The following is a 15054-nucleotide window of genomic DNA, read 5'->3' as shown; positions in this document are numbered from 1 at the left end:
TTTATCCCTTTTTTTTATCATACATTCGGAGGTTTTGAATTAATTCAGCAAGAATACTAACGGCAATTTCCTGCGGGCCTACCGCTCCTATAGAAAGCCCCACCGGGGAATGAATGCGTGAAGAAATATCAGCATTCAATAATCGAAGTGTTCGCTTTTTAGATCCTAAAACTCCTATATACTTTATAGCTTTTGATTTTAATAGTGAGAGAATTTCTTGATCGCGAGAAAAATTATGCGTCATGATCACAACAAAATCATCGCTTTGAATGGACAATTGTTTGTCTACTTCCTCTGGAAATCCAATATGTATTTCCTCTGCTAGCGGAAAATGTTCCTTATTACATAAAGCCGGTCTCCAGTCGCATAAAGTAATAAGAAAACCCGTATTGGCAGCAAGTGATACTAAATATTTTGCATCGGCACCTGCTCCCCAGATAACTAGACGAGGCTTTGGTTTATATAGATGAGCATATGTGAGCAGGGAGCCATTTGAAAGTTGAATACCACTCTTTCTCCCATTCCAATCATCTGTTGTAAAAGATAATTCGTCGCTATTTGCACCAAATGTTTCGCCTGTCTTTTGTACATAAAAAGAGGTTGTTTGAATAAAGTTTTTGTCTAATTTTTTAATATGTAAAACGGGATTTCGATTATCTAAATGACGTTTTACCCGCAAAAGATTTTGCTTCATCCTCGCAGTTACAGGCTCTAGGAGAATATAGAGAATTCCATTGCAGCCTGCTCCTTGTCCCCATCCTGCGTCACCTTCTTCTTTTAAATTGTACGTAACGGTTAATACGCGCTCAGTGTCGAACAACTCTTTTACGCGCTCGGCAATATCTGCTTCTACACAACCAGCGCTTAACATCCCAATGTTCTCCCCATTTTCTTGAAACAGCATGGAGGTTCCTTCTTTTAAATATGAGGATCCTTCTACATGAACAATCGTTGCCAACACGCTTTTTACTGTTGATCTTTCTACAGCATATAAAATATCGTGCATTTTTATTATTCCCTCCTTTTACTACTAATTTTTTAAAATCTTTTCACGTTTTGTGGAGAACTAAAATACGCTACAGTAGGCTACTTCTGCTCTCGGAACGAATCCATGTATTATTCATATTTTCAACGAAGCTACAATAAGCTTTTAAAGACTTAGAAGAACTGTCGTTTGAAAGGAGAATAATATGCTATTTGACTCAACAAAAATCAACCTAGGAAAATTGAACGTTCGCAGTGCTGATCAAGCAAGTAATATTTCTATTGGAAATACGTTAAAAGTTACAAGGTATGTCACAGCAAAGAAAAATCAGGCCTTCGGACAGCAGCTCGCTGATCAATGTTTTTCAGCAGGATCTGCTTACAAAACTGTAGATAATGATTATGTAGATGCATTTGCAACAAAAAATGATAAATAAGGAGGAAACCATATGATTTTTTCGCCTATGGTCATTAACTTACAAGCCTTCAAAGTGAACGTTCTGGATAATTCATCCGTTTTAAGCATAGGACCTAATCAGCAGCTTGACGTGTTCGTATCTTATAAACGTAATCAAGGACTAGGAGAATCAAACGGAGATTTTTCTCCAAACGTAACTCCGTTCTCGTGGATTATAGATTCAGATGTAAACGATTCAAACTCAGTTAAAAACAGCGTAATTTAAGCTTCTACACCGCCTCTAACGAACATGACTAGCAGCATACCTTCATCTATTCGTCTATCAGTATTCAATCTGAAGCCTAATAAATATAACCTGCATCTGAACTGGCTATATTTATTAGGCTCTTTCTATGAAATGGGGACTTTTTGAAAAGATGATGGGCTGTCAATTTGATCTCGATCATCGACACAGCTTCTCGTTCCTATAAAGCCGCTATCATCACCGAAATTCTGCCCAAACCCCTGTGTTTTTTTATCTGAATTATTCCAGTCTGCTAGTAAATTCTGTCCGATATTTACTGCAGACGCATTTTCAAAGGAATTTATTTTTAGCATTAAAATATTAATATTTATAGATGCACCTGCCATTTAAACCACCCCCTTTTCAAACTATATTCAAATTCCATCTTTTTATGATGTGTGGTAAGGAGGAAACCATATGGACTTTGATAAACTTATGCAGTGGATGGAATTCGCTAAAAAATATCAAACAAACGACTTTTGGAACGGTGTTTTTGATCAAACTGCTTTTAACGAATTTATGAAAGAAAATATGGATATGAATGTTCAGGATTCACATCAGGCTCCTCAACCTCCTAGAAGTAATTTTCCACCTATCGACATTTATGTTACTCCTCACGAGATCATTGTTATCGCTGACCTGCCTGGCTATCTAAAAGAAAACTTGCACGTTTCTGTTTCAGGCAGCCGGCTTCTATTAAAAGGCTCGCCGCATCCTCTCATTACAGGGCAGCCCGTTGTACAAGAACGACCTTCTGGAGATTTTAACCGAATTATTGAATTGCCAGAGCCTACAGATGCGCATCATCTGCGTGCAAAATTTGAAAATGGACTGCTTATTCTTTCTTATCACAGGCAGTTTTTTCAAGAAGAGCGTATTCATATTGAATAAGGTTTAGTAGTTTTACGAATGAAATTCAGTGCTGCACATAAGCATTTATAAATGCAAAAAATTTAATATTAACTCCTAAACTGGATCAATATGTATTTATCTAACTGTGATTACAGAGAAAATAAGCCCAAGATGAGGAGAAGCGAAATGTCTATGAAAGGATTTTTTAACCCCAAACAGACTAACCAACATCTTCAAACTGAGCTAGCGGACTTCAAACATCAAATCAAGCGCATTAACACGCTTGAAGTTCACATGAACCGTTTTTTAAAACTCGAACCGCAAATGGGTTCTCTCATAATGTTCAAAAAAAAGCTGGAGGCTCAGCCCTCGCACTCCAATGATTCTTCACCTTTACAAAGAAGTACTCATAAAAATGCTGAACAATCATATACAAAAGACATGCAAGAGACTGCTAGGCAGCTTCATTTTTTAAAAGAAAAAGTAGCACAATTGGAACAAATCATCTCCACGCAAAACCCTCGCGATAAAAAGATAGAAGCCGTGCCTTATCCGGATATAGCTAGCTTAGTAGAACAATCTGTAGAAAAACAAATGGCTCCTTATATCGAAAAAATGACCGAACTGGATCACAGAGTTTCAGCATTAGAACGCAGCATGTCGCTTTTAACTGAAGTACAGGTGGACATGCTAAAACGGACATCTTCCCTTCAAGAAGAAATAAAATTGATTCATCAAAAAGCGGCACTTTTAGAAAATGCTCCCCCGCCTATTCATATTGATAAATTTTTTCTTGATAAATACGAACAAAACAACAATATTGGCCAAGTTGGCATTAAGGAGCTCGGCGGCGCTTTAAACATCGGAGCTACATACGGAAGTGGAGCTATACCAAAAGATTTCACGGACCAAATCCAAAAAGATATGGAAGAGTTAAAAAACGCTAAATCAGATATTTCTTCTGGTGAAACGAAGCCTGCACAAGAGGATAAAGAGAATTCTTCTTCCACTTTCGAAAAAGAAGAAGCGTATACAGAAGTTCCTATTTTTGATGAAGATGATCCAAAGGAAGAGTCAGTCTAAAAAAGTCATAAAATTATATCTAGTTATGACTAGAATTTTTGCAAGCTATTCTTTACACTATAGGTAATAACTTCAAAAAAGGAGATATGCTGATGCCAAAGCTTTTATGGAGAATAGGTGCTGTCATGTTGCTAATGTGTGGAGGCTTTATCTTTTTATTTATTGCTGCTTCGCAAATGATGGTTCAGCAATACAAACCTTTTTTTAGACGCGAGAGTGCATAACTCTCGCGTTTTTTTATTGAATATTATCCTGTTTATGGAATTAAGAATCAGTGTATGTAACCGTCGTTCGGCTTAACTAAAGCGCTTGGATCTGAAACCATAACGAAGCATACTCAAACTGCCAAAAAACGTTTGAATGTTAAAAGAGGTTGAGACATGACGAAATGAATCCAATCTAAAGATAAACAAATGGGATACATGAGCTGAACGGCTTATGACAACGCAGTTGATTTCCGTGCAAGGCTTCGCTTTCCGCGGGCAGACGGTGAGCCTCCTCGTCGCTTCCGCTCCTGCGGGGTCTCACCTGTTCCGCTTTTCCCCCAGGAGTCTTCGCCTTGCCCTCCAATCAACTGCTGAAAGGAATGAAACAGATGAAACCTACGTTTACCCTGACAAAAAAACGAACCACTCATCAAACATGTTGATCAAGGGTTCGTTTTTCACTTAGGTTAAAATACTTTTGTCCCAGCTTCTTCATTACATTTGTTATACATATATTTTCAGCATTTGATTGGCACCTTTTTGAAATTCATAGGGGACGTCTGCTATTTCTGTTCCTTTTACTAGAGGCGCAATCTCTTTTAACAACTTCGGCAAATAGGTAGAAATCTTGCCGCTCAGGTCCGTTAAAGGAAACAAGCGCACTTCCTCTTTTGTAACGCGTATCAGTTCTTTTAAAGCCTCTAAATGAAACGCATAATCTAACCGGTCGCTGTACATAAATAAAAAGTTTGCACAAAGCGTTAAATCAAATTCGTTCTTTTGAAACGGCAGATTAGGAAGGGCTCCGTACTGATAGGCTTCGGGGTTCTTTTTCATATGAGCGATACAATCTTTTAATGCTCTTTTTCGGTGTTCAGTTAAATTATCAATAGACGAAAAATACTTCCACACATACTGCTCCTGTACGCGCTGCATTTGATTCATCGTATGAATTAAATCCAAACTTCCCTTTTTTTCAAGCTCTTCTGCCGTAAATGTATAGGCAATATCACAGCTAGTAGCCGTTGTACCTTGCTGCAAGGCATGAGCAGTAAAAGAACAAGCTCCGCTAGCACAATCTAACACTTTTTTTCCTTTTAAGTGCCTTTCATTCAAATTAAACATAGCTTTATACTCTTCAAACGTTCTCCCGATAAAGACAACTCGGTCAATTTCTAACTTTTTCTCTGCTAAACTCAACTCTACTCAGCTCCTATCTTTTGCTTAGACCTTTATTTTACAGAAAATTGGATTAAATTCCAACAGTTTATGTAGTAATTAGTTTAATCACCATCTTTTGAAGGACTAAAAACAGGCCCCAACACATAACTCCTATCGATAAACTCACAAACAAATGAAGGGAGTTCTTTAAACAAATATAGACGACAGCAAGTAATAAAATAGTGCCTGGCAGTCCATAAAGAACGCCGAGTGTAAACTGACTGACCACTTCCTTTTTTTCTCCTTGCACCGATAACCATACAATACTTAGTAAACTCACAATTGGAAGCGCAGCCACAATTCCACCGTATGTCGGAAATCTTTTGGCCATTTCTGTTACCCCTGCAATAATAAGAGCTGATATTAAAATTTTAATCATACTATACATGTTTTGCACGCTCGCTTAATAACTGAAAAGCCTGTTGAATCAGCTGTTTTTCAGATGCTGTCATTTCACGTAAAATAGCTGATATTTTTTCTTCGTCCAAGCTTGAATTTCGTTTTAAGATGTCTTTTCCTGCTTCTGTTAAATGCAGAATTACTTTTCTTTCATCCTGTATATCTCTATTTTTATACACATATCCTTTCTCGATACTTCTCTTTACATGTTCAGATGCCGTATTATGTGAAATAGTTAAATAATCCGCGATTTCTCTTATTCCAACCGCAGACGATTTATCGATATGCTGTAAAAGACGTATGGTTTGGTGCGTAATTTTCTCTTGATGCGTATAGTGCAAATGATAATAAATAGACGTCCAATAGCTGTTTAACTCCTCTACTTTCATGATCCTGCTCCTTTATATCGCATTTTTAGTTATTATCGTATTATACGATATATATTATAGAAATGACAGCCAGTTTTCAATACTCCCTTCTTTTTATCTTGCATCTCACATAATAATACGATTTAACAGTTACACTAATCGTACACACTGTGAAAGGCGGTTGTATGACATTGATTCTTCGACTGTTAAAATGGGTTCCGAATCTCTTTACGATTGGAAATTTGCTAAGCGGCGTATTTTCCATAGCCTTTAATATGAACAGCTACGAACGCTTAGCTGCTATTTTTATTTTTCTAGCCGCTTTTTTCGATTTATTTGACGGCAAAATTGCGAGAAAGCTAAAAGTTAACAGTGAGTTTGGTGTAGAGCTAGATTCTTTAGCTGATATTATAAGCTTTGGCGTAGCGCCTGCAATGTTGTTTCATACTCTTTCTCCTCACTCTTGGCTAACCGTGCTAGCCTTTATGATTTATCCAAGCCTGGGGGCATTAAGATTAGCTAAATTTAGCGCAAATCCAACCGTAGGTTACTTTATAGGGCTGCCTATTCCTTTTCCTGCTTTAATTATCGCACTGCTTGGCATGTTTTATTACGTAAATCCTTATCTTATGATTATTTTAGCTATTTTGATGGTGAGTCCTATTCGAGTAATGAAAATTTAGATGCAATAAAAGACAGACAAAATGCCTGTCTTTTATAGTGTAGTCCATTCTTCACACAGCATTTTATGCTTAAATCTCAGCTCATGTTCTCTTTTTTCAAGCTGAGCTTGTAAAGAAAGCCACTCGCTATTATCAGGCGCTGAGCATAATTTTTCTTCAAGAGACAGTAAGGAATCCAATACGTCTTCAAGCTGAGCAGAAACTTCTCTTTGCTGTTTCATGTTCATTTTTTTCAACAGTAGTTCTTCATTTTTCTTCATTTTTTTCACCTCTCTCTTTTCTTTACCCGATGATGAGTGTTTTAGTATGAAAAGCACATGGTTAAAAATAGTTTTATCGCAGTAAAGGCCCTTTAATAGCCTATTTTTTATCTTTGTTGATTATTTAGAACATAGTTTAATAAGATATAATTACAATTAGTAATACTTTTACAAACCGTGATATACTTAAAAAAAGAAAGGATGATGAATAGAGAATTATGCTGCAAAAATTTGGTTTTTCTCAGTATGAAAGTCAAGTATATGAAGCGCTGCTTGCGAATGAAGGTCCGCTGGATGCTAGCTCGATTGTCACGTATTCGCATGTTCCAAAAGCAAAGATTTATGAAGTACTTAATCGTTTAATTGATAAAGGCATTGTAGTAAATACATTGTCTGGGAAAAAGAAACTTTATTCAGCGGTAGCCCTTCAAACCGTCATTCAAAAACTTACTGCTGATTTTGAAAATGACATTAATGCATTAAAAACATATAAAATTAAAAAAACGTTTACAGATGATCATGTTTGGAGCTTAAAAGATAAATCCTCTATTTCTGCTCACATTGAACAATTGATTCAAGAAGCGGAATGTTCTATTATTTTATCGGCTTGGAATGATGAGTTGGAACATTACCGCTCATTGCTCGAAGAAAAAGAGAAACAAGGCGTAAACGTCGAGGTCTTAACCATAGGAAACTTGCAGACTGCCCTCAAACATTTACATACATTAAATCCAATAGATGATCATAAAAACCTTGAGCCGTCGCAGTTGATTATTGTGGACGATGCTTACCTTTTATTTGCGGGCATTGAACATGACACCTGGAAAGCAATAAAAACCATGTCGCAGCCGCTTGTAAAAGTTTTTGCTGACTTCTTTTATCATGACGTCGCACTTACCCATATTACAAAGAAATATCAAGAGCAGCTTCTTCAAGATTCTGAGATCATGGAGCTGCTTACTCGACTGCGTTATTAAAAAGGTTACTAATTCATTAGTAACCTTTTTAATATTACCTATTGAAATCCTCTCCTAAAAAGGTTACTATTCTAGTTGTAACTTTTTAAAGAGGGGGTTTTTTGATGAATAAAAAAGTTTACATACTTGCGATTGCTTCCTTTGTTGTTGGAACGGTCGAATTAATTCTAGGAGGCATCTTAGACTTAATTGCCGATGCATTTCATGTATCATTAGCAAAAGCAGGTTATTTAATCTCTATTTATTCGTTTGTTTATGCCTTGTCTGCGCCGATTTTACTAAATGTGACGGCTAAGATAGAGCGTAAAAAAGTTTATATGTGGACATTATTTATTTTCTTATTGAGCAATGTATTTTCAGCCTACAGTTCGGGCTATTATATGCTACTAATTGGACGTATTCTTGCTGCTGCAAGCGGCTCTTTTATCATTGTATTATCTACCACAATGGCTTCTAGAATGGTAAAACCTGAATATCAAGGCAGAGCAATTGGCATCGTATTTATGGGAATCAGCGGCTCACTTGTTTTAGGCATTCCTCTTGGTATTTTGATTGGAAATGCTCTTGGCTGGCGTCAAGTATTTGTTATGATTGCAATTTTGACTGCCATTATTATGATTACCGTTTGGTTTACAATGGAGCGTCTAGCTCCTGCTCCAATTGTACCGTTAAAAACTCAGGTAAAAGCTTTACGCAATAAAAAAATGCTCGCTATTCACCTAGCAACATTGTTTGTACTTGCGGGCCATTTAACGCTTTACGCGTACTTCACGCCATTTTTACAAGAAACGCTAGGATTAAATACAACGATGGTAACCATTATTTATGGTATTTTCGGTCTTGCTGCCGTGGCAGGAGGAGGACTTGGAGGAGCTGTTTCTGATAGATGGAACCCTTCTTCGTCTGTTATCACCATGATTGCTCTCTTTTTTATTAGCATGATTGCTATGCCTTTTGGCGTTCATTTGCCATTTGTTGTGTTCTTGCTTCTTATGATTATTTGGAGTGCGCTCAGCTGGGCGGTCTCACCTGCTCAAAGCAATTTAATTATTCATAGTGCACGCGACACGTCGGACATTTTAATCAGCACCAATGCAGCGATTTCACACGTGGGAATTGCAATCGGCTCCTATGTTGGAGGAATTATCGTTAATCAATACTCTGTTGTTTATAACGGCTGGGTCGGCTCTATTTTTGTCTTGCTTGGCCTTTTCTGCTCTCTTTATGCTGTAACACGAACAGAAAGCACAGCAGATACGCTTCACAGTAAATAAGATTTTATAAAAAAAGCGTACACACATGGTGTACGCTTTTTTTGATTATGATTGATCTTCATGCATTTCAGCAGCAAATTGAGATTCTGCCATAACGATAAAACCATGCTTTCTTAGCAACGCCGTCGTTACCCCTTCACCGGCTATTTTAACACCTAGAAATGCTCCGTTATATATCTGTTCACTTCCGCATGAAGGACTGTTTTCTTTTAGAACAATAATAGTTGCTTTTATTTCTTTTGCGATGTTCAGTGCCTTATAGGCCCCGTCTATGTATATATCTGTCACGTCTTTTCCTGATCGTTCAACAACTCGCGCATGTCCGTTTATTACGTCTATTCCCGTTCCTTTTATAATTTCTGCCGGTTCTCTAGGCGTGTGAAACCCACCTAACAGTTCCGGACACATCATCACCGCTTCTTTATTTTCAATAAGCGCTTCAATTTCCTTAACCAAGGCACTGCTTCCGTTATATCTGCACCCTTGACCTGCTAAGCAGGAACTAACTAAAATCACAGAATTTTCCCTCCCCTCCAAAAAAACACTTCTCATTCATCATACAAAGAATATATGATGAATGGAAGTGTTTACCTTTTATATTTTATTCAAGATCACGCTTTGACTCCTGCTCTTTGTCTCGATCCGTTTTCGCTTCAAATTCAGAGCGAGTCATTACGTCCTCTACGTGCATATTTACTTCTACTACCTCTAATCCCGTCATATCGTGAACTGATTTTTTTACGTTATTAACAGTTTCAGAGAAAATGGATGGAACATTTTTTCCGTATTCGACAATTACTTTTAAATCAAGGGCAACTTGCTTTTCTCCTACTTCAGCGTTAATCCCTTTTGTGATATCTTCAGTGCTGCGGAAGCGATCTGTTAAGCCGCTCATAAATCCGCCGCTCATTGATAAAATTCCTTTAATTTCATTAGCTGAAATTCCAGCAATTTTTTTAATGACTTGATCTTCAAATGTTAATGTATTTTGATTTGTATTTTCCTGAGATTTTACTGCTGTATTTGTTTCATTGACTGCCATAACGAACATCTCCCTTAAAGTGATTTTCTATCTTCCTTTAGTAAAGAATCCTACCCAAGTATTCAGGTCTAAATGACCATCTCGCCACTTCCCGATTACATAACCAATTCCCATAAAAGCTACAATTAGCAGCGTGGGACCAAAACCAATTGTTAATAGCAAAATTGCCAACACTAAACCTGCCAGAATACCAAGTACCCGGCCACGGTACGGAATCAATTTATCTGGAGTACTCATTATGTCCCTCCTTCATCACACAACACGCTCTTTCTTTCGTGTTTGTGTATCTGTTAAGTCAATACGGACGGAGTGAACGGGAAGCTCCAGTAAGGCCTCCACGGCGCGTTTTGTTTCAAGCTGCATCTCTTTTCCTAGTGTCGGTAGTCCATCTCGTCCAAACAACGAACAGTTGATATACAGACTAACTTTTTCTTTGCGAGAATGAATAGAGGCCTGGACTTCAGGAGAGCGTATTCCCTGAAAGCTTCTAATTGCTCGTAAAGCTGTAGATTCGATCGTTGCTTTAGAAATTGTTATTTTGCCTTCACCAGTTACAATTGCTAAATTCTTTTTAGGCGGTCTGCTAAATATGCCTGTTAAAAGAAAAATAATAAAAATAACTGCTAAAAATGCGCTTATTGACAAAATTGTGTAGTAAAACCACTCCTGATGCCGCCACTTTTCTAACCAGTTTGAAAGGTGAGGAACCCTATAGACCATCAGTGCTAACATACCGGAACAAATCAGTCCTGCAATTCCAATAATTGCGATTAAAAACCGATTAAAATTATTCAATTTTCCACCTCATCTCAACGTAAACTCCTACTGCTTTTTTGTTGTGTGTACAGGAAAAGGTAACGAGATATTCAATAGGTACCCGCAATATTTTTTTGATAAACTTTCTAACTGTAAAACTGAATATAAAAAAACGACTAGGTTTCCCTAGTCATTTTCCGCGTCTCTATATGTCGTCTTGTGAGCTTTGATGAACTTATTACCGTTTATTAAACCGCCAATTAATAAAATAGCGGCCGTTAAATAAAACCAGACCATTAAAATAATAATACTTCCAAGCTGACCATAGATTTGTGAGTAGCTTCCAAACTGGACATAGTATCCAAATCCGGTAGATACAACTTGCCATCCTAGCGTGGAGAAAACAGCTCCTGGAAGTACATCTTTCCACGTTACTCTTGCACTTGGCATCAGCTTGTAAAAAAGAATAAAAAAGCCTAATAAAAACAATGTCCCAATTCCCCATCTAATTGTTGTCCAGCTTTGAAACCATATATCAGGAACATGGACTTTTGTTAGGACCAAATGTCGAATGACCTCTTCAATAATTGGTACGAACAATGAAATAGCTACCACAACCATAAAACCAAAAGTCAAAATTAAATCATTGATTAAACCGCGCAAAAACGTTTGTTTTCTTTGAATATGATAGGCGTCATTTAACGAGCGAACCAAAGATTGTATAGCCATAGATGCGAGCCAAAAAGTCGCCAATAAACTAAAAGATAAAACTTTTTTTCCGCTATTGTTAACTGTTTCAATTGACCGTTCAATTACGTCGTAGGCGCTTTTAGGCGTAAATGGTTCAATAAATATCAGCAAATTGTTTGTGTCAATTGGAAAGAAACTCAGCAGAGAAAAAAGAAAGATAATAAACGGCACAAAAGATAACAAAAAATAGTAGGCTGTTTGAGCAGCCTGATCAAAGAAACGCTCCGTAAAAAAACGAGCGGCAACGGTCTTAGATGTTTGAATCATACAGCGTTCTCCTTTACTTTCGCTTCACCCTGTAGTGAAATTTATATTCAATTTTCATGTTCAACATGGATTAGATAAGTTTCGGCTTATAAAGCTTTCCTTTTCCATTATCCGCCGTTAACAAAGAATTTAACCTGTAAAATTATACAGCCGGTTCATAAAGAAGATATTATTATAATTACATCTGCCATTACCACCATATCAATAGATCTTCTTTTTCTTTCATAAAACCGTAAATTCTTTGGGACTGTATTTTCTTTTTTCTTACATCTTAAACTTTTTACGCTATGTTAAAAAAGTAAAATATAAGAGCACCGATCAGCATCAGCATAATCATTGAAACAAAAATAACCAAAGCGTGAGAAGATTGATACGTTTGGCTGTTAATTTTTTCGCGGGTTGAAAAATAATGATAGGTTGAGAAAACAAGCAAACCTGCACTTGCAGCTAAAGAAAAGATGATAACAGCAATAATAAGAGTATCGGCTGCTTCACTTATTTTTTTTCCTGAATTGAAATGCACGCCGCCTGCAACAAAACCAATGCCGAGTGTAGCAATAGACGTTCGAATCCACGCTAAATACGTTCGTTCATTTGCTAAATGCTGCTGAATATAAATGGATTCATTTTCTTTTTTAGTCATTTACATACCACCGTCCTTTTACATGTCTTCTGTTATAAATAAATGCTCAAACGAAAATAAATTGAGGACGCTTCATGCCACATTATACCCGAAAAGAAGGAATCATTACCATTTTCAAGCGGTCGAAAGAGCTGCTTCACAAACTAAAAAAAGCCAACGGGATAACCCCAGCTGACTTTTTTGATTTATGAAACATTTTCTTTATCTTTTACTTTATAAATTTGAGCAAGTGTTGATTCAATAAATGCACTAGCTGAACCTATAAAAGCAATAAACCACATCCAAAAAACTGCTCCTGGACCACCGAATGCAATTGCTGTTGCAACTCCCGCAATGTTTCCAACTCCTACGCGCCCTGATAAAGCAAGTGTTAACGCTTGGAAAGACGAAACGCCCGACTCTGAACTTTTTCCATTAAACAATAAAATAACCATATCTTTCAAATACCGAACTTGTACAAATCTAGTGAGAATAGTAAATAAAAGCCCCACTCCTATACATAGATAAAGGTACTCCAAATCATTTCACTTATTGTACTAATCATCTGTTCCAATATGAAGTCCCCCTTAAAACACTCTGCACATTATGAATAATGAGAACATAGTTTTAATATAAAGTTAAAAAACAGAAAATTCACTCCATTTATCAGGTTGTTTTACACATTATTTAATAGATAGCCAACATTTGCGGAGACAACATATATTTTGGGCACCTTATCTGACACGTTTTTCGATACAGCATGAGTTCTTTACATATTCCCTACTGTTAGAGCATAAGGTAATGAGGGAACCAAGGGTCACTTTATGTTCTAAGCCGAGTGTAAACAAAGCATATCTTTCTATTTTCATTTCACGTTAATAGTTCACTAAGTAAATCATTTTATTTTTAAATATTTCTGATATATGGTATAATTTAAACCGATAAAAAGATGCTGCATGTATGCTAAAAGAGCAGGCCGTATGGTTTCGCTCTTTTGTTGTTTTCACGCCATGCGGCACTACGAAAGAAGGAAATAGAATGGAATTATGGAAACGAAACTTGTACATTTGCTGGTTCGGTTCTTTTTGCACCACGGCCGGGATGAGTTTAGTTATTCCGTTTTTACCGCTTTATATTGAAAAGCTGGGAGTTCACGATACGAGCTCCATCAGCAGATGGGCTGGTATTGCATTTGGAGCTACCTTTTTAATGGCAGCTATTGTTTCTCCTTTATGGGGAAGTTTGGCCGATAAATACGGGCGAAAGCTTATGCTCCTTCGGGCAAGCTTGGGTATGGCAATTGTTATGACTTCTATTGGTTTTGTACAAAATGTCTATCAGCTTGTCGGACTGCGCTTTTTAATGGGGGCCGTTTCCGGCTTCATCTCTGCAGCCATTACGTTAGTAGCGACTCAAACACCTAAAGAGCACAGCGGTAAAGCATTAGGGACGTTGTCTACAGGTGCTGTATCAGGATCTTTATTAGGACCGCTAGTAGGCGGCTACTTAGGAGATACAATTGGATTGCGCCACGTCTTTTTCGTAACGGGCGCATTTATGTTTTTGTCTTTTTTAATTGTAAATTTAATTCAAGAAGACAAAAAAGAGGCGGCGAAAACGACGAAAGAATCTAACATTGGGTTACTTTCTCTTAAGAATTCAAAGGCCGTGATTGGTGTATTTGTTACAACTTTTTTACTCCAGCTTGCGGTTATGGCTATTCAGCCAATCGTTACACTGTATGTAAAACAACTGTCTACTCATACCGATCACCTTGCCCTTATTTCAGGTTTTGTCGTGGCGGCAACAGGAATATCAAATATTTTAGCTGCATCCAGACTTGGCAAAGTCAGCGATCGCGTTGGGCCTCAAAATGTGCTTCAAATATGCCTGCTCATCGTAGCGGTTATTTGCGGCTTACAGGCCTTTGTGCATAGTACTTGGCAGCTATTCTTACTGCGTTTTTTACTCGGTTTTGCAATGGGAGGATTGTTACCTTCTATTAATTCTTATTTAAAGAAAATTGTGCCGGACTCGATTACAGGTAAAATGTTTGGCTATAATCAAACAGCACAATACTTCGGGAATTTAGCCGGTCCAGTTATTGGCGGACAAATTGCCGGAGCTAAAGGAATTCCTTATGTATTCTTAACAACGAGTGTTCTTCTACTGTTGAATGCTGGGTGGGTGTATTATCAGCGCCATCATGGACAACAGCTAGACGGTAAAGCCGCATAAAAAAACCTTCCGTTTTAACGGAAGGTTTTTTTATTACCACAAGGGTTCTTCTTCGCTGCTTACTTCATAAGAAAGTGGCATCATAACAACCGCTGCTATGAAGAAAATAAGCTCCGCGACAACAATGGATGGAAAGGAAAAGTCAAATAGGGAGAGAATAAGCCAAATAATAAGGGGTGCAAATGAGTAGATTGATAATCGCTTTTGGGATTTTGCAGAGATATACTGTTGTTTGTCACAGTGTGGGCATTCTAAAACGTTTCTAAATGTTAACAGTTGTTTAAAGGTTGTCCTCCAGTTCCATTTATGATTACAATTTTGACAGGTGGCCATGGGCATCACGCTCCTAAAAAGATTTATGTACATATAAA

General features: G+C 37.4%; 23 protein-coding genes and 1 pseudogene. 9 read left to right on the top strand and 15 right to left on the bottom strand.

The window, feature by feature from the left end; all coding sequences use genetic code 11:
• Position 1 precedes the first annotated feature (1 nt).
• A complete protein-coding gene (locus ACOZIR_RS11850) occupies positions 2-1006 on the bottom strand; it encodes an XdhC/CoxI family protein (RefSeq protein WP_340142033.1) in 1005 nt (334 codons plus the stop codon).
• Between the two features lie 184 nt (positions 1007-1190).
• Between ACOZIR_RS11850 and ACOZIR_RS11845 the strand changes: the two genes are divergently transcribed.
• On the top strand, positions 1191-1421 hold the full coding sequence (locus ACOZIR_RS11845; protein WP_045291705.1) for a hypothetical protein: 231 nt from the start codon (positions 1191-1193) through the stop codon (positions 1419-1421).
• Between the two features lie 12 nt (positions 1422-1433).
• A complete protein-coding gene (locus ACOZIR_RS11840) occupies positions 1434-1667 on the top strand; it encodes a hypothetical protein (protein ID WP_013057270.1) in 234 nt (77 codons plus the stop codon).
• A gap of 125 nt (positions 1668-1792) precedes the next feature.
• Here ACOZIR_RS11840 and ACOZIR_RS11835 read toward each other — a convergent pair whose 3' ends face one another.
• The gene (locus ACOZIR_RS11835) at positions 1793-2032 is read right to left on the bottom strand and encodes a hypothetical protein (protein WP_013057271.1); all 240 of its coding nucleotides are present in this window, start codon (positions 2030-2032) and stop codon (positions 1793-1795) included.
• A 70-nt stretch (positions 2033-2102) separates the two neighbouring features.
• On the opposite strand from ACOZIR_RS11835, the gene ACOZIR_RS11830 reads away from it, so the two are divergent.
• The 3 genes from ACOZIR_RS11830 to ACOZIR_RS11820 all read left to right on the top strand — a co-directional run bounded on the left by ACOZIR_RS11830 (position 2103) and on the right by ACOZIR_RS11820 (position 3844).
• Positions 2103-2576, top strand: coding sequence for an Hsp20/alpha crystallin family protein (locus tag ACOZIR_RS11830; RefSeq protein WP_045291706.1), 474 nt, complete (start codon positions 2103-2105; stop codon positions 2574-2576).
• A 147-nt stretch (positions 2577-2723) separates the two neighbouring features.
• On the top strand, positions 2724-3620 hold the full coding sequence (locus tag ACOZIR_RS11825; RefSeq protein ID WP_340142032.1) for a hypothetical protein: 897 nt from the start codon (positions 2724-2726) through the stop codon (positions 3618-3620).
• Between the two features lie 92 nt (positions 3621-3712).
• Positions 3713-3844, top strand: a complete 132-nt coding sequence (locus tag ACOZIR_RS11820; protein WP_013057274.1) for a hypothetical protein — start codon at positions 3713-3715, stop codon at positions 3842-3844.
• A 212-nt stretch (positions 3845-4056) separates the two neighbouring features.
• Here ACOZIR_RS11820 and ACOZIR_RS11815 read toward each other — a convergent pair whose 3' ends face one another.
• From ACOZIR_RS11815 to ACOZIR_RS11800, 4 genes are all read right to left on the bottom strand, one after another.
• A complete protein-coding gene (locus ACOZIR_RS11815) occupies positions 4057-4257 on the bottom strand; it encodes a hypothetical protein (RefSeq protein WP_340142159.1) in 201 nt (66 codons plus the stop codon).
• A gap of 73 nt (positions 4258-4330) precedes the next feature.
• Positions 4331-5026 (bottom strand): SAM-dependent methyltransferase, encoded by a 696-nt coding sequence (locus ACOZIR_RS11810; RefSeq protein WP_045291708.1) that lies wholly within the window; start codon positions 5024-5026, stop codon positions 4331-4333.
• 67 nt (positions 5027-5093) lie between these two features.
• Entirely contained in the window at positions 5094-5435 is a 342-nt protein-coding gene (locus tag ACOZIR_RS11805) for a DUF3147 family protein (protein WP_045291709.1), read from the bottom strand.
• Complete coding sequence (locus ACOZIR_RS11800; protein ID WP_071274084.1) at positions 5428-5835, bottom strand: MarR family winged helix-turn-helix transcriptional regulator; 408 nt, start codon at positions 5833-5835, stop codon at positions 5428-5430. The genes ACOZIR_RS11805 and ACOZIR_RS11800 overlap by 8 nt, the downstream gene beginning before the upstream one ends.
• Positions 5836-6005: 170 nt before the next feature.
• On the opposite strand from ACOZIR_RS11800, the gene pssA reads away from it, so the two are divergent.
• Positions 6006-6497 carry a CDP-diacylglycerol--serine O-phosphatidyltransferase gene (gene pssA, locus ACOZIR_RS11795; RefSeq protein ID WP_170923481.1) on the top strand — a complete coding sequence of 164 codons (492 nt, stop codon included), beginning with the start codon at positions 6006-6008 and terminating at the stop codon, positions 6495-6497.
• A gap of 32 nt (positions 6498-6529) precedes the next feature.
• Here the strand turns inward: pssA and ACOZIR_RS11790 are convergent, their stop codons facing one another.
• Positions 6530-6757, bottom strand: a complete 228-nt coding sequence (locus tag ACOZIR_RS11790) for a hypothetical protein (protein WP_340142031.1) — start codon at positions 6755-6757, stop codon at positions 6530-6532.
• A 218-nt stretch (positions 6758-6975) separates the two neighbouring features.
• Between ACOZIR_RS11790 and ACOZIR_RS11785 the strand changes: the two genes are divergently transcribed.
• Both ACOZIR_RS11785 and ACOZIR_RS11780 read left to right on the top strand, forming a co-directional pair.
• Entirely contained in the window at positions 6976-7734 is a 759-nt protein-coding gene (locus tag ACOZIR_RS11785) for a TrmB family transcriptional regulator (protein WP_421535615.1), read from the top strand.
• Between the two features lie 104 nt (positions 7735-7838).
• On the top strand, positions 7839-9008 hold the full coding sequence (locus ACOZIR_RS11780) for an MFS transporter (RefSeq protein WP_045291714.1): 1170 nt from the start codon (positions 7839-7841) through the stop codon (positions 9006-9008).
• A 45-nt stretch (positions 9009-9053) separates the two neighbouring features.
• Here ACOZIR_RS11780 and ACOZIR_RS11775 read toward each other — a convergent pair whose 3' ends face one another.
• From ACOZIR_RS11775 to ACOZIR_RS11745, 7 genes and pseudogenes are all read right to left on the bottom strand, one after another.
• A complete protein-coding gene (locus ACOZIR_RS11775; protein WP_045291715.1) occupies positions 9054-9524 on the bottom strand; it encodes a DUF523 domain-containing protein in 471 nt (156 codons plus the stop codon).
• 85 nt (positions 9525-9609) lie between these two features.
• The gene (locus ACOZIR_RS11770) at positions 9610-10050 is read right to left on the bottom strand and encodes an Asp23/Gls24 family envelope stress response protein (protein ID WP_045291716.1); all 441 of its coding nucleotides are present in this window, start codon (positions 10048-10050) and stop codon (positions 9610-9612) included.
• Between the two features lie 27 nt (positions 10051-10077).
• The gene (locus ACOZIR_RS11765; RefSeq protein WP_045291717.1) at positions 10078-10287 is read right to left on the bottom strand and encodes a DUF2273 domain-containing protein; all 210 of its coding nucleotides are present in this window, start codon (positions 10285-10287) and stop codon (positions 10078-10080) included.
• A 15-nt stretch (positions 10288-10302) separates the two neighbouring features.
• Positions 10303-10845, bottom strand: a complete 543-nt coding sequence (amaP, locus tag ACOZIR_RS11760; protein ID WP_016764345.1) for an alkaline shock response membrane anchor protein AmaP — start codon at positions 10843-10845, stop codon at positions 10303-10305.
• 147 nt (positions 10846-10992) lie between these two features.
• Entirely contained in the window at positions 10993-11823 is an 831-nt protein-coding gene (locus ACOZIR_RS11755) for a YihY/virulence factor BrkB family protein (RefSeq protein WP_013057287.1), read from the bottom strand.
• Positions 11824-12103: 280 nt separating this feature from the next.
• Positions 12104-12466, bottom strand: coding sequence for a DUF202 domain-containing protein (locus ACOZIR_RS11750; protein WP_310878641.1), 363 nt, complete (start codon positions 12464-12466; stop codon positions 12104-12106).
• 206 nt (positions 12467-12672) lie between these two features.
• Positions 12673-13010, bottom strand: a pseudogene (locus tag ACOZIR_RS11745) (alanine:cation symporter family protein); the annotation flags it as partial.
• 473 nt (positions 13011-13483) lie between these two features.
• Here ACOZIR_RS11745 and ACOZIR_RS11740 point away from each other — a divergent pair.
• The gene (locus ACOZIR_RS11740; RefSeq protein ID WP_045291817.1) at positions 13484-14683 is read left to right on the top strand and encodes a multidrug efflux MFS transporter; all 1200 of its coding nucleotides are present in this window, start codon (positions 13484-13486) and stop codon (positions 14681-14683) included.
• A 33-nt stretch (positions 14684-14716) separates the two neighbouring features.
• On the opposite strand, the gene ACOZIR_RS11735 is transcribed toward ACOZIR_RS11740, so the two are convergent.
• A complete protein-coding gene (locus ACOZIR_RS11735) occupies positions 14717-15016 on the bottom strand; it encodes a TIGR04104 family putative zinc finger protein (RefSeq protein WP_016764349.1) in 300 nt (99 codons plus the stop codon).
• Between the last annotated feature and the right edge of the window lie 38 nt (positions 15017-15054).

Origin of the sequence: Priestia sp. D3YE.R1, from assembly GCF_049199565.1 — a bacterium.
In the GTDB taxonomy this organism is placed as follows: Bacteria; Bacillota; Bacilli; order Bacillales; family Bacillaceae_H; genus Priestia; species Priestia aryabhattai.
The sequence above is the reverse complement of the archived record's forward strand: the minus strand, read 5'-3'. Positions and strand labels throughout refer to the sequence as shown.